Raw genomic sequence first — 12,994 nt, forward strand, 5'->3', positions numbered from 1 at the left:
TCCGCCCGCCGCCCCGCGGTGCACCTGCGGCGGCACCCGGTGGCGCTGGCCTCGGCCGGTTGCGTCGCGGCGCTGGCGCTGCTCCCCCTGGGGTACATCGCCGCCTACACCGTGGACGTCGGGTGGTCCGGCATCCAGGAGCTGGTGTTCCGTCCCCGGGTGGCCGAGCTGCTCTGGAACACCGCCCGGCTGGTGGTCGGCACGGTCCTCTGCTGTGGCGTCCTGGGCGTCGGGGCGGCGTGGCTGGTCGAGCGTTCCTCGGTCCCGGCCCGCCGGGTGTGGCACGTCCTGCTGATCGCGCCGCTGGCCGTGCCGGCGTTCGTGAACAGCTACGTCTGGATCTCGCTCCTCCCGGGACTGGACACCTACGCGGGGGCGCTGCTGGTCGTGACGCTCTCCTACTTCCCCTTCGTCTACCTGCCGGTCGCCGCCGCGTTCCGGGGGCTGGACCCGGCGCTGGAGGAGACCGCCCACGGCCTGGGGCTGTCCAGCTGGGCGGTGTTCCGCCGGGTGCAGCTGCCGCAGCTGCGGGTGGCCCTCCTCGGCGGCGGCCTGCTGGTCGCGCTCCACCTGCTGGCCGAGTTCGGCGCCCTGCAGATGCTGCGGTACCCGACCTTCACCACCGCCATCTACGACCAGTACCGCGCCACCTTCAACGGCCCGGGCGCCACGATGCTCGCCGGGGTCCTCTGCCTGCTGTGCCTGCTGCTGCTGCTGGCCGAGCTGCGGCTGCGGGGGGACCGGGGCTACGCGGGCAGCGGGCGGGGCGCCGTCCGCCCCGGGCGGCCGGTGGCGCTGGGCGTCATGACGGCGCCGGCCCTGCTCGCGCTCGCCGCGCTGGTCGCGCTCGCCCTGCTCGTGCCGCTGGCCGGCCTGGGCCGCTGGATGGCGGTCGGGGTGTCCACCGCGCGGGGCTGGGACGTGCTGACCACCACGGGGACGACGCTGACCCTGGCCGCGGGGGCGGCGGCGCTGACCACGGCCATGGCACTGCCCACCGCGTGGCTCGCGGTGCGCGCCCGCGGCCGGACGGCCACGCTGCTGGAGCGGAGCACCTACCTGGGCAGCGCCGTGCCGGGCATCGTCGTCGCCCTGGCTCTGGTCACCCTGAGCATCCGGGCCACCCCGTGGCTCTACCAGACCGTGCCGGTGCTGCTGGCCGCCTACGCGATCCTGTTCCTGCCGCGGGCGATCGTGACCGTGCGCTCGGCGGTCGAGCAGTCCAGTCCGCTCTACGACGAGATCGCCGCCTCCCTGGGGTCCTCGACGCCGGACCGGCTGCGCCGGGTCACCCTCCCGCTGCTCGCGCCGGGCATGGGCGCGGGCGCGGCCCTGGTGTTCCTGGCCGTCGTCACCGAGCTGACGGCGACCCTGCTGCTCGCCCCGACCGGGACGACCACGCTGGCGACGGCGTTCTGGTCGGCGAGCAGCGCCCTGGAGTACGGCGGGGCGGCGCCCTACGCCGTGGTCATGGTGCTGCTCTCCGCACCCGCTACCGTGCTGCTCTCCCGAGACGCCCGACGAGGTCTGACGACATGAGCTCCCTGACGGTGGAGGACCTGGCCAAGTCCTTCGGCGCCACCCCGGTCCTCACCGGGGTCGACCTGCACGTCCCCGAGGGGAGCTTCACCGCGCTCCTGGGCCCGTCCGGGTGTGGCAAGACGACGCTCCTGCGCCTGATCGCCGGGTTCGAGGACCCCGACTCCGGCACCGTCGTCCTCGGCGACCGGGTCGTGGCCGGCACCGGGCGCCGGGTGGCCGCGCGTCGCCGGGGCGTGGGCCTCGTCCCGCAGGAGGGCGGTCTGTTCCCGCACCTGACCGTGGCCGGGAACATCAGCTTCGGGCTGCCCCGGCGGCAGCGGCGCGACGGCGGGCGGGTCCGGGAACTGCTCGGCCTGGTCGGCCTCGACGCCGCACTCGCCGACCGGGCTCCGCACCAGCTCTCCGGCGGTCAGCAGCAGCGGGTGGCGCTCGCCCGCGCCCTGGCCCCCGAGCCGTCGCTGGTGCTGCTCGACGAGCCGTTCTCCTCGCTGGACGCCGCACTGCGGGAGGAGACGCGCGGCGCCGTCTCCGCGGCGCTCAGCGCCACGGGGGCGACCGCCGTCCTGGTGACCCACGACCAGGCCGAGGCGCTGTCGATGGCGGACCAGGTCGCCGTGCTCCGCGGCGGGCGGCTGGTCCAGATCACCGATCCCCGGACCCTCTACCGCCGGCCCGGCGACCTCGACGTCGCCACCTTCGTCGGCGAGGCCGTCGTCCTGGACGCCGACCTGCGGGACGGCCGGGCGCACTGCTCCCTGGGCGCGCTCCCGTACGAGCAGGCGTCGCCTGGCGGCGGCCTGCCAGGGGGCCGGGCCCGCGTCCTGCTGCGCCCCGAGCAGCTCCGGCTGTCGGGGCCCGTGCCGACCGCGCCGGTCGCCCGGGTGCGCAGCGTGGACTTCTTCGGTCACGACTCCCGGGTCTGGCTGGAGCTGCCGGACGGGGAGCGGGTCAGCGCGCGGCTGGACGGGGCGGACGTGCCCGCGGCCGGCGACGACGTGTCCGTCACGGTGCGCGGTGCGGCGCTGGCCTTCGCCGTGGAGCCGGTGACCGGGTCAGCCTGACGGGTGAGCACAGCCCGCCTCCGGGTCACTCTTAGGAGAGCCTAAGCTCACCGCGTGGACCTCTACCTCTTCACCGTCGACGAGCGGTGGGGCGCCGACGTCGTGGCGGCCGGCGCGACCGGGATCGTCGTCGACTGGGAGCGCCGCGGCAAGGCCCGCCGACAGCTGGGGGAGGGCACGCAGATCAACGCCGACACCCCCGGGGACCTGGCCCGGATGCGCGCCGCGACCGACGGCCGGCTGCTGTGCCGGATCAACGGCTTCGGTGCGTGGACGGCGGCGGAGGTCGACGTCGCGGTCGGCTGCGGCGCCGACGAGATCATGCTGCCGATGGTGCGCACGACAGCCGAGGTCGACCGGACGCTGGAGCTCGTCGCCGGCCGGTGCGGGCTGGGCATCCTGATCGAGACGCAGGACGCCGTGCACCGCGCCGCGGAGCTGGCCCGGCGGCCGCTGACCCGGATCTACGTGGGGCTCAACGACCTGCGCATCGACCGGCGGTCCGACCAGCTGTTCCGGCCCCTGGTGGACGGCACGGTCGAGGACGTCCGGGCCCGGGTGACCCAGCCGTTCGGGGTCGGTGGCCTGACGCTCCCCGGCGGCGGGTTCCCGGTGCCCGGCGACCTCCTGGCCGCCGAGCTGGTCCGCCTGGGAACCGACTTCAGCTTCCTGCGCCGCTCGTTCACCGCCGACATGGCCGGCCGCGACCCGTTCACCGAGGTGCCCCGCCTCCTCGCGGCCCTCACCGCGCTGCGGAGTGCTCCGCCGGCCGAGGTGGCCGAGCGCCGCGCCCGGTTCGTCGCCGCCGTCGGGGTGGGGCAGGACGTCGCCGCTGCACCGGTCCCCGCGCTGGCCCGGCCGGCGTGAGGGCGCTGGTGACCGGTGGCGGCGGCTTCGTCGGCCGGCACCTGGCAGCCCGGCTGCGCGCCGACGGCTGGGAGGTCGTCGGGCTCACCCGGGCGACGGTGGACCTCGCCGATCCGGTCACCGCGGCCGCCGCGGTGCGGGCGGCCGACCCGGACGTCGTGTTCTCGCTCGCGGCGGGCCGGGCGAAGGCCACCGCCGCCGAGCGGGCCGCGACCGTCGCCGTCAACACCAGCCCGTGGCTGGTGGACGCCCTCCCGGACCGCTGCCGAGCGGTCGTGCGGCTCGGGTCCTCCACCGAGTACGCCGCCTCCCCGCGGCCGCTGACCGAGGACGCCCGGCTCGAGCCGCGCGGCTTCTTCGGTGCCACCAAGGCCGCCGGGTCGCTGCTGCTGCAGGCGGCCGCCGCCGAGCGCGGGGTGCGGGCGACGGTGCTGCGCGCCTTCCAGGTCTACGGGCCGGCGGACCACCCGACCCGGCTGGTCCCCGTCGTCCTCGCCGCGGCGCGCACCGGCGGGACCGTGCCGCTGCCCGGCCGGCTCAGCCGGCGCGACTGGGTGTGGGTCGGGGACGTGGTCGACGCCTGCGTCCGCGCGGCGGAGCACCCCGCCCTCCCGGCCGGCACCGTGCTCAACATCGGCACGGGCGTGCAGACCAGCACGGAGGAGCTGGTCGCGACGGCGCAGCGGGTGACCGGCCGCCCGATCGCGACCTCCCCGGGCGCGCATCCTGGCCGCGACTGGGACACCGCGGACTGGGTGGCCGACCCCTCCGCCGCCCGGCGCGCGCTGGGCTGGAAGCCGACCGTCGACCTCGCCGAGGGCCTGGCCCGGACGTGGGCGGCGTGACCGGGCCACGGGTGGCGGTGGTGGCGCCCGTCTACGGCAACGCGGCGACCCTGCCGGCGCTCGCCGACCGGCTGGCGACCGCGCTGGCGGGGCGGCCCTGGCGGCTCCGCCTGGTGATCGACGCCTCGCCCGACGACAGCCTCGCCGTCGCCCGGGCGCTCGCCGCGGCCGACCCGCGGATCGCCGTCACCGCCCTGGCCGTCAACGTCGGGCAGCACGCCGCGCTGGCCCGGGGACTCGACGCGGAGCCCGACGCGGACGTCTGGGTGTGCCTGGACGCGGACCTGCAGGACCCGCCGGAGTCCGTGCCCAGTCTGCTGGACCGGCTGGCCGACGGGGACGTCGGGGCCGTGTTCGCCGGCCGGCGGGGGAGCTACGAGTCGCCCGTGCGGCGGCTCACCGGGACCCTGCACCGGCAGCTGGCCGCCCGGCTGACCGGCCTGCCCCCGGACGCGGGCGCCTTCCTCGCCATGGACGGCCGGGTGCGCGCCGCCGTCCTGGCCGCGATGGCGGACGAGGCCGCGCCGAGCGTCGTCCTCGGTGTGGCCCGCGCCCGCGTCCCGGTGACGAGCCTGCCGGTGGCGCGGGACCGCCGGCCGGTGGGCCGCTCGGCCTGGACGGGCCGGGCGCGGCTGGCGCAGTCGGTCCGCTCGCTGGGCTGGGCGCTGCGGGCGCGGGGCTGACCGGCGGTCAGCGTTCCCAGCGCTGGAGGACCAGCACGGTCTTGCTCCCCGGGAGGGTGACCTGGTCGACCTGCCGGAAGCCCGCCGCGGCCAGGACGGCGTCGTCGTCGGTGGGCTCCGGCTCCCAGTCGATCAGCCGGCGGACCAGCCACACCACGTCGCCGGCGTCGCCGGGCGCGTCGTCCGGTGGCAGGACCACGTCCGGACGCAGCCCGGGCTCGAGGGTCCGGACGTAGTGGTCCAGCCCGATCGCCGAGCGCTGGTCGGCGGCGACGATCGGCTGACCGGGCCGGTGGACCTCGGCGAGCAGCCGGACGACGTCGTCCGCCCGCTCCCGCGGGGCGCGGTCGAACATCGTCAGGCTCGCCCCCAGCGAGAAGGCCACCAGCAGGGCGGCCACCGGAGCCCGGGCGGCGCGCGGCAGCGCGCGGACGCCGGCCGCGGCCAGCACGCCGACGCCGAGCAGGCCGGTCATCAGGTACCGCGGCAGGTAGACCGGGCGGACCAGCTCGGCGGCGAGGAGCAGCAGGAGCGGCACCAGCGCCCAGCAGGCGGCGACGGCCCGCAGGCCGGTGGCCCGGAGGCCGCCCAGCACGGCCAGGCCCAGGGTGAGGCAGAGCAGCGGCGTCTGCCCGCCCGACCAGTCGCGCAACGCCAGGCCGGCCAGCTGCCCACCGGTGTCGCGGAGGTGCTCGGCGTTGCGCCCACCGGTGCCGTTGAGCAGGTTCAGCCCGACGAGCGCGACCACGGGCAGCGCCGCCGCGCCGCCGGTGAGCAGCAGCGGCAGCGCCGACCGGCGCCGCAGCAGCCCGGCGACGACGAACGCGGCCAGGACGGTGACGGCGTACCAGTGCGCGAGACCCATCCCCGCGCCGGCGAGACCGAACAGGACCAGCCCCCGGGGCGGTTCCTGCAGCCACCGGACGAGCCCGAGCGCGGCACCGCCGGTGGCCAGGACGGCCAGGCCGTAGCTGCGCGCCTCCACCGCCTGCTCGAGCACCAGGGGGCTGCCGGCAAGGACCGTCCCGGCCAGCACGCCGGTGGCCCGGCCGGCGAGCCGGGCCACCGCGCGGGTGGTCAGGGCCAGCCCGCCGGCCGTGGCGAGGAGGGACAGCGCGCGCAGCGACGTGTCCCCGCCGAGGCCGGGCAGCGCCGTCCAGCCGTGCGCCACCAGGTAGTAGGGCGCGTTGTAGGACGGCGGCACCCCCGCCAGGTAGCTCGTCGTCCCGGCGCCGGTGACCACCGCGGAGAGAATCTCGCCGAGCGGCAACCGGGCCACCTCGGCGGTGAACAGCTCGTCGAACCAGAGGCCGTGGCCGGGCCGGAGCAGCAGGGTGCCGAGGAGCAGCACGAGCAGCGGGGGGAGGAGCTCCAGGGGGTGCCACCGGCCGCTGGTCTCCTGGGCCGGCGAGGGAGGCGCGCCCGGTCGGAGGCGCGTCGACGTCACGGGCACAGGTTAGGGCAGCCTTCCCGAGCAGCACGGGAGGGGCGGGGGTGGAGGTGGGCAGGGGCGGGGTCGAACCGCCGACCTCTCGCTTTTCAGGCGAGCGCTCGTACCGACTGAGCTACCTGCCCCGGCCGGGACCGGGTGGGACATCTGGCGCCGGATGGCGACCCTGACGGGACTCGAACCCGCGACCTCCGCCGTGACAGGGCGGCGCGCTAACCAACTGCGCTACAGGGCCTTGCTGGTGGTGCTGGGTCGTGCTGGTGGTGCGTGCCCCCAACGGGGTTCGAACCCGTGCTACCGCCTTGAAAGGGCGGCGTCCTGGACCGCTAGACGATGAGGGCTCGTGGAGCGCCGGAGGCAGGATGAACGATACATGTCCCCGCCGAGGGGGGTTCACCGGGGGGTCCCGGGCGTGGCGCGGGGGGCGGGGGACCGGGGCGTGTCAGCATCGACCCGTGCGCATCCGTCCCCGCTCCACCGCTCCTGCCGTCACCCTCGCCGCCGTGCTGCTCCTCGCCGGCTGCGGCGGGAGCACGGGGACCGAGTCCGCCGCCTCGACCGGCGAGGCGCCCGCGTCCTCGTCCGCGGCCGGGAGCCCGTCCGCGTCGTCGGCCGCCCCGGCTCCCGCCGACTCCGCGGACGCCGATGCCGAGGCCGCCGCGCCGGCCTTCCCGGCGGACACGAGCGCCGACACCTCCGACGCCGCCTCGCCCGCGGGCCTGACGCTCACCTCGGTGCGCACCGGCAGCCACGACGGCTACGACCGCGTGGTCTTCGAGTTCGCCGGCAGCGGCACGCCCGGCTGGCGGGCCGAGTACGTCGAGGGCGCGGTGGCCCAGGGCAGCGGCGACCCGATCGAGGTTCCCGGAGCGGCCATCCTGCAGCTGGACCTGAACGGCATCAGCTACCCGTACGAGACCGGCGCGACGGAGGTCGCCCGCGGGCCGCTGGCCGCCTCGGGGACCGACGTCGTGCAGGGCGCCTTCTACGACGGCACCTTCGAGGGTGTCGCCGTCGCGTGGGTGGGCACCGCGGCAGAGACGCCGTTCCGGGTGTTCGCGCTCAGCAACCCGACCCGCGTGGTGGTCGACGTCGTCCACGCCCCCTGAGGCCTCAGCCGGCCGAGGCGGTCAGCTCCACGGAGTCCTCGGTGACCGTGGTGCAGGTGATCGACAGCGGGCCCAGCGAGACGCTCTCGCCCTGCGCGCAGGTGACCGACGCGTCCCCGAGGGACAGGCCGGCCCGGCCGTCCTGCGTGCCGGCGAAGCCGATCTCGTTGCCGAGGATGTTCGCCGAGGCCCCGTTGCCCTCCAGCGTCACGGTGCACTGGCTGCCCGAGCAGGAGACGTTGTCCGTCGTGAAGCTGCAGGCGCTCAGGGGCAGCGCGAGCAGGCCGCCGACGAGGGCGAGACGTGCGGGCCGGAGGAGTCGCGTCGGCATGGCGTCAGCCTAGGGCGGTCCGGGACGACGCGCCGGGACGGCGGCTCAGTGCTGCTGCTGCGCCTCTGCGAACACCCAGCTGCGCAGCACCAGGAACTTGATGAGCCCGATCAGCCCGGTCACCGCGGCGACGAGGCAGAGCTGGGGCACGGTGCCGACGTCCCCGACCAGGCCGTGCACCCCGGCCAGCGCGAGGGAGGTCGCGACCAGACCGATCCCGGCCAGGCCGCCGGCCTCCCACTGCGCGGTGAACCAGGCGACCCGCTCCCCGGCGTGGAAGGTGAGCCGGCGGTGCAGCTCGTTGGCCAGCAGCGTCGACCCGACCACGCCGGCCAGGTTGGCCGGCTGGGCACCCCAGCGCTCGAGCGTGACGAACAGCAGCGCGTACAGGGCGCTGGACAGGCCGCCGACGACGACGTACCGGGTGAACTGGGCGACCTTGGAGTCGCCGCGCAGCCGCCGGTGGAGCGTGACCGCCGCCCGGCGCGCGCGCTCGGTCGCCTCGGGGACCCGCTCGTCCGCCGCCCCGGCCCGCGTCCCGTCCCCGGGGGAACGGCGCAGCAGGGACGGGCAGGTCACAGGGGTGCTCCTCGGTCGGGGACGGCGGACGTGCGTGGCGCACGGTCCATGCTTTGACGGCAAGGCCGCGACCCGGGCACGCATTCCCGGAGCGTCGCTCGCCCGCCTGGTGATGTCGCTCACGGAGCGTGGGTGCCCGAGTCCGGTGCGACCTGCGGGTTCCCGACCGGCCCGCGCGGGGTAGAGGCCGCCGCATGAGCCTGTCCGGGATCTTCGACCGCCTCGCCGACGTCCCCGCCCTCGACAAGGTGATCGAGCCCGCCCGGGCGGTGGTCGACAAGGCCCTGCAGCCGCAGGCGCTCCGGGACCTGCTGCACGGTTCGTGGCTGGGCCACCCGCTGCACCCGGTGCTCGCGATGGTCCCGGTGGGCACCTGGCTGTCCGCCGGGATTCTGGACCTCGCTGCGCCCACCCGCCCGGCGGCGACCGCGCTGATCGGCACGGGCGTCGCCGCCACCCTGCCGACCGCCCTGGCCGGCGCGGCCGACTGGACGGAGCAGGAGATCGGTGTCCGCCGCCTGGGCGCGGTGCACGCGGCCGCCAACACGGTCGCGCTCGGCCTGTACGTCGGCTCGCTCGTCGCCCGGGCGAAGGGTCGCGGGGGGCTGGGGCGGCTGCTGTCCTACACGGGGCTCGGTGTCGCCGGCGGGTCGGCGGCCATCGGCGGCCACATGTCCTACGCGCTGTCCTCCGGCGCCTCGCACTCCACCGCCGCGGCCCGGGCGCTCACCACCGACTGGATCGACCTGGGGCCGCTGGACGACCTGCCGGACGACCGCCCGGCGGTGCGCACCGGCGAGGGCAGCGGAGGAGCGCCGGTCCCGCTGGCCGTCGTCCGCCGGGGCGCGCGGGTGGACGCGTTCGTCGGCGCCTGCACGCACCTGGGGGGTCCGCTGGGCGAGGGCTCCCTGGAGGAGGTGCGCGGCCGCACGTGCGTGGTGTGCCCCTGGCACGGCTCGGCGTTCGACCTCGAGGCCGGCCAGCCGCGGCGGGGCCCGGCCGCCGATCCCCAGGTGAAGCTGGAGGTCCGGTACGAGGCCGGCCGGGTGTTCGCGCGGCTGCCGGGACGCCACCGGCAGCCCTGACCGTCCTAGGGTGCCGCCATGGGGCGGACACCCGTCGTCGTGGCGCTGCTGCTGCTGCTGGCCGGGTGTGCCGCGGAGAACGGTGCCCCGGCGGCGGAGGGGACGCCCAGCGTCGAGGCGCCCACCGTCTCGGCGCCTCCGGCGGTCGCCGGCATCGAGGCCGAGGCGGTCCGGCTGCGCAGTGACGTGACGGCCGGTCGCCGGCTGCAGGTGCGGATCGCGGACACCGGCTCGGCGCCCTTCACCGTGACGTCGGTGCAGCTGGACACCCCCGGCTTCGCCGCGGTGCCGCCCCGGGACACCGCCACCGAGTTCACCCCCGGCCGGGTCATCGACCTGCCGGTGGAGCGCGGCGCCGTCGACTGCGCGACACCGCCGGACCCGGCGGCCGCGCGGCTGACCGTGGTGCGCCCCGACGGCAGCACCGAGGAGCTCCGCGTGCCCCTGGCCGGGGACACGCTGGCCCGGCTGCACGCGCAGGAGTGCGCGGCCGTGGCGCTGCTCGACGTGGTGGACGTGCGGGTGGAGGGACTGGCCGGGGAGGGGGACACGCTTGCCGGGGACGTCGTCCTCACCCGGCGCAGCGGGGACGACGAGATCGTGGTCTCGGAGCTGTCGCCCAGCGTCGTCCTCGCGCCGGTGCCGCAGCGGGAGCTGCCGGTGCGGCTGGCCCCCGGCGAGCAGCGGCTGGAGCTGCCGGTGACCTTCGACGCCACGCGGTGCGACCCGCACGCGCTCGCCGAGACCAAGCAGCCGTTCGTCTTCCCCGTGCGCGTGACGGTGGGGGACGGCGAGGACGCCGTCGTCGACCTCCCCCTCGACGACGGTCAGCGCGCCCAGCTGCAGGAGTTCCTGACCAGCGCCTGCCGGTGACCGCCCAGGGGGAGTTGTGGCTGCCGGGGCGGGCGCCCCGCCCGGCCGCCACCCCCCGGGTTCACACGCGGCTGGGCTGCTCGGCCGGGCCGGGTTGCGCCGGGATCTGCGGCGTCGACGCGGCCGCCGAGCCGAGGGCCTCGTTCATCCTGACCCTGTCGAAGGACTCGGTGAAGCTGGTCGCCTGCCGTTCCGCATCGTCCAGACGTGCACGAACGGCAGGTCGAACGGGCGGTCGGCGGCCGTCCGGCCGGAGAGCCGACCCAGCACGACGACGGTGCCGCCGGAGTCGAGGAACGTCTGCGGCTGGACCGACAGCTCGGCGAAGTGCTGCGGGAGCCGCCCGAAGAAGCCCGCCACCTCCTGCGGGCCGGCGAAGCGGCCGCCGAACGGGACCGAGTCGGGCGTGTACCAGTCGAGCTCCTCGTCGAAGACCGCCAGGACGGCGGGGACGTCGCCCGCGGCGAAGTCCGCGTACCCCCGGCGCAGGATCTCGACGTCCGAGGCGGCAGCGGGGACGCTCTCGCCGTCCACCCCGGCGGAGATGCGGTAGACCTCGTGCGCCGGGTGGAAGGTCACCTCCGGCTGCACCCCGACCCCGGCCCGGGCCATCGCGGGACCCAGCCGTTGCTCGCCGAAGGCGGCGAAGGCGTCCTCGTCCGCCCAGGCGTCGACGTTGCGGCAGTCCTCGCCGTCCCACCAGGTCAGGTGGGCGATCCCGCCGTCCGGTGGCTCCTCGAGCCACCGGCACTCCGCCCGGACCGCGGCGTACTCCTCGCGGCTCACTCCCCGCAGCACGACCTCGGCGATCACGGTCATGGCCAGGCCTCCCCAGACGATCGGTCCCGTGCCCGACGCACCGTCGGACGTCCCACAGTGCGGCGCTGCGGGGGTCGCCGGATCACCGGCTGACCACGAGCACCGGCGGGTGGGCACAAGGTGACGGCGCGTGGCACCCCGGTCGGGCCCGGCTGCCGACGACCGCCGACGGTGGCTGCCGTCGCTACGGTGCGCCGGGTGGAGACGGCGGACTCGCCCCTCTCCGCCCGGCTCGCCGCCGGGGACGACCGTGCACTGGCCGAGGTCGTCGACCGGCTGGGGACGGCGGTGCACGCCGTCGCGGTCGCGGTCCTCAGGGACGCGGCCGCGGCGCAGGACGTCGTCCAGGACGTGTTCGTCGACCTCTGGTGCCATCCGCAGCGCTTCGACGAGCGGCTGGGCATACTGCGGACCTTCCTGCTGATGACCGCCCGGCACCGCGCCGCCGACGTCGTGCGCAGCGAGCAGCGCCGGGCGGTTCGCGAGCTGCGGTCCGAGCGGCTGCTCCCGCCGCGGCCGGACCCGTCGCCGGGTGACCTGGTGGCCGCGGCGGAGACCGGGTCGGAGGTCCGCGCGGCCGTGCGCAGCCTGCCGCAGGAGCAGCGCGAGGCCGTGGAGCTGGTCTACTTCGGTGGGCTGTCGTACCGGGACGTGGCTCAGACCCTGGACATCCCGGAGGGGACGGCGAAGTCGCGCGTGCGGCTGGCGCTGAGCAAGCTGGAGACCCGCCTCGACCGCCGGCTGCTGGAGCACTCGTGAGCACCCCCCCTGCCCGCCGACTTGCGGGACCGCGTGCTCGGCGCCGCCCTGGGGGCGCGGAGCGCCGGCCGACCCGGTGCCCGACGTCCCGCCGATCGCGCCGGGTGAGGCCTTCGCCCGCGCCGCGGACGCCCTCGCCGGCCTGCTGGCCGGTCTGGACGGGCCAGACTGGCAGGTGCCCGTTCTGCGCGACCTGGACGTGCAGGGCCTCGTCGGTCACCTGATCGGCGTGGAAGGGGAGCGGGGGCGGGCCCGGTCGCAGACCCGCCGGGCCCTTCGAGCGGCGGTGAACCGCACCCTGTTGATGCTGGAGGAGGATCCCGCCGGTGACGCGCGGGAGGTCGCCGTGCACGGCATGCGGCTGTCCCGGGCGCGCTGCTGGTCGTCCGTGCGCTCGAGCTGTGGACGCACGAGAACGACGTGCGCGCCGCGTCCACCGGCCGCCGACCGTGCCCGACGCCGCGACGCTGCGGCTGATGACCCAGTTGGCCGTGGCCGGGCTGCCGATCGGGGTGCAGCGGGCCGCGCCGGACACCGACCCGGTGGACGTGCACCTCGTCCTGACCGGTGTCGGCTGGGGGACGTGGGACGTCGCGGTCGGTGCGGATCGGGGCCTGCGGTGCGCGAGGTGGTGCTGGTCGTGGAGGCCGTCGAGTTCTGCCGGCTGGTCGCCGACCGGGTCGATCCGGACGACGTCGCCGCTGAGGTGGAGGGGCCGGTGGAGGCGGCCGCCGTCGTCCTGGCCGGGGCGGCCGCCCTGGCCCTGGACTGACCCGGACGCCGGGACGGCGGCGGTGCGGTCAGTCAGCGGCAGTACCCTCACTCGGGGTCGCGAGGCCTCCGGGTGCTGCATGAGTCGTCCGGAGTTCGCTGCCCCCACCGGGCCTCTAGCTCAACTGGCAGAGCAGCGGACTTTTAATCCGCGGGTTGTGGGTTCGATCCCCACGGGGCCCACCGTGCTTGACCTGGGGTTTTGTGCCTTCGGCGGTCG

At 76.5% G+C, this 12,994-nt stretch carries 14 protein-coding genes and 4 tRNA genes; 11 read left to right on the forward strand and 7 right to left on the reverse strand.

All coding sequences use genetic code 11. The features are described from left to right. Positions 1-18: 18 nt before the first annotated feature. The 5 genes from HK417_RS20010 to HK417_RS20030 are packed head-to-tail and all read left to right on the forward strand — an operon-like array spanning position 19 to position 4,998. Positions 19-1,539: an ABC transporter permease gene (locus HK417_RS20010; protein WP_308123720.1), complete on the forward strand. Its 1,521-nt coding sequence runs from the start codon at positions 19-21 to the stop codon at positions 1,537-1,539. Next, positions 1,536-2,603, forward strand: a complete 1,068-nt coding sequence (locus HK417_RS20015) for an ABC transporter ATP-binding protein (protein ID WP_222270240.1) — start codon at positions 1,536-1,538, stop codon at positions 2,601-2,603. Before HK417_RS20010 ends, HK417_RS20015 begins: the two co-directional genes overlap by 4 nt. Before the next feature lie 54 nt (positions 2,604-2,657). Continuing rightward, a complete protein-coding gene (locus tag HK417_RS20020) occupies positions 2,658-3,470 on the forward strand; it encodes an aldolase (protein ID WP_222270249.1) in 813 nt (270 codons plus the stop codon). Then, on the forward strand, positions 3,467-4,315 hold the full coding sequence (locus HK417_RS20025) for an NAD-dependent epimerase/dehydratase family protein (RefSeq protein WP_222270251.1): 849 nt from the start codon (positions 3,467-3,469) through the stop codon (positions 4,313-4,315). The genes HK417_RS20020 and HK417_RS20025 overlap by 4 nt, the downstream gene beginning before the upstream one ends. Beyond that, positions 4,312-4,998 carry a glycosyltransferase gene (locus HK417_RS20030; RefSeq protein ID WP_308123721.1) on the forward strand — a complete coding sequence of 229 codons (687 nt, stop codon included), beginning with the start codon at positions 4,312-4,314 and terminating at the stop codon, positions 4,996-4,998. The genes HK417_RS20025 and HK417_RS20030 overlap by 4 nt, the downstream gene beginning before the upstream one ends. A gap of 7 nt (positions 4,999-5,005) precedes the next feature. On the opposite strand, the gene HK417_RS20035 is transcribed toward HK417_RS20030, so the two are convergent. The 4 genes from HK417_RS20035 to HK417_RS20050 all read right to left on the reverse strand — a co-directional run bounded on the left by HK417_RS20035 (position 5,006) and on the right by HK417_RS20050 (position 6,789). Continuing rightward, entirely contained in the window at positions 5,006-6,445 is a 1,440-nt protein-coding gene (locus HK417_RS20035) for a glycosyltransferase family 39 protein (RefSeq protein ID WP_222270259.1), read from the reverse strand. A 54-nt stretch (positions 6,446-6,499) separates the two neighbouring features. Then, positions 6,500-6,573, reverse strand: a tRNA-Phe gene (locus tag HK417_RS20040). 33 nt (positions 6,574-6,606) lie between these two features. Then, positions 6,607-6,683, reverse strand: a tRNA-Asp gene (locus HK417_RS20045). A 33-nt stretch (positions 6,684-6,716) separates the two neighbouring features. After that, positions 6,717-6,789, reverse strand: a tRNA-Glu gene (locus tag HK417_RS20050). 114 nt (positions 6,790-6,903) lie between these two features. Between HK417_RS20050 and HK417_RS20055 the strand changes: the two genes are divergently transcribed. Then, positions 6,904-7,557 (forward strand): AMIN-like domain-containing (lipo)protein, encoded by a 654-nt coding sequence (locus tag HK417_RS20055; RefSeq protein WP_222270269.1) that lies wholly within the window; start codon positions 6,904-6,906, stop codon positions 7,555-7,557. 4 nt (positions 7,558-7,561) lie between these two features. Here HK417_RS20055 and HK417_RS20060 read toward each other — a convergent pair whose 3' ends face one another. Together HK417_RS20060 and HK417_RS20065 are read right to left on the reverse strand one after the other, a co-directional pair. After that, a complete protein-coding gene (locus tag HK417_RS20060) occupies positions 7,562-7,888 on the reverse strand; it encodes a hypothetical protein (RefSeq protein WP_222270271.1) in 327 nt (108 codons plus the stop codon). 45 nt (positions 7,889-7,933) lie between these two features. Further along, positions 7,934-8,467 (reverse strand): GtrA family protein, encoded by a 534-nt coding sequence (locus tag HK417_RS20065; protein WP_308123722.1) that lies wholly within the window; start codon positions 8,465-8,467, stop codon positions 7,934-7,936. A gap of 194 nt (positions 8,468-8,661) precedes the next feature. On the opposite strand from HK417_RS20065, the gene HK417_RS20070 reads away from it, so the two are divergent. Both HK417_RS20070 and HK417_RS20075 read left to right on the forward strand, forming a co-directional pair. Beyond that, on the forward strand, positions 8,662-9,552 hold the full coding sequence (locus HK417_RS20070) for a Rieske (2Fe-2S) protein (protein ID WP_222270279.1): 891 nt from the start codon (positions 8,662-8,664) through the stop codon (positions 9,550-9,552). Between the two features lie 18 nt (positions 9,553-9,570). Beyond that, positions 9,571-10,425 carry a hypothetical protein gene (locus HK417_RS20075; protein ID WP_222270281.1) on the forward strand — a complete coding sequence of 285 codons (855 nt, stop codon included), beginning with the start codon at positions 9,571-9,573 and terminating at the stop codon, positions 10,423-10,425. A 144-nt stretch (positions 10,426-10,569) separates the two neighbouring features. Here HK417_RS20075 and HK417_RS20080 read toward each other — a convergent pair whose 3' ends face one another. Next, positions 10,570-11,244, reverse strand: coding sequence for a nuclear transport factor 2 family protein (locus HK417_RS20080; protein ID WP_222270283.1), 675 nt, complete (start codon positions 11,242-11,244; stop codon positions 10,570-10,572). A 171-nt stretch (positions 11,245-11,415) separates the two neighbouring features. Here HK417_RS20080 and HK417_RS20085 point away from each other — a divergent pair, with 171 nt between their 5' ends. The 3 genes from HK417_RS20085 (at position 11,416) to HK417_RS20095 (ending at position 12,957) form a co-directional block, all read left to right on the forward strand. Continuing rightward, positions 11,416-12,003, forward strand: coding sequence for an RNA polymerase sigma factor (locus tag HK417_RS20085; RefSeq protein WP_222270286.1), 588 nt, complete (start codon positions 11,416-11,418; stop codon positions 12,001-12,003). Between the two features lie 76 nt (positions 12,004-12,079). After that, a complete protein-coding gene (locus tag HK417_RS20090) occupies positions 12,080-12,775 on the forward strand; it encodes a hypothetical protein (RefSeq protein ID WP_222270288.1) in 696 nt (231 codons plus the stop codon). Between the two features lie 109 nt (positions 12,776-12,884). Then, positions 12,885-12,957, forward strand: a tRNA-Lys gene (locus tag HK417_RS20095). The last annotated feature ends 37 nt before the right edge of the window (positions 12,958-12,994 follow it).

Source organism: Modestobacter marinus (genome assembly GCF_019799945.1).
Classification (GTDB): Bacteria; Actinomycetota; Actinomycetes; order Mycobacteriales; family Geodermatophilaceae; genus Modestobacter; species Modestobacter marinus_B.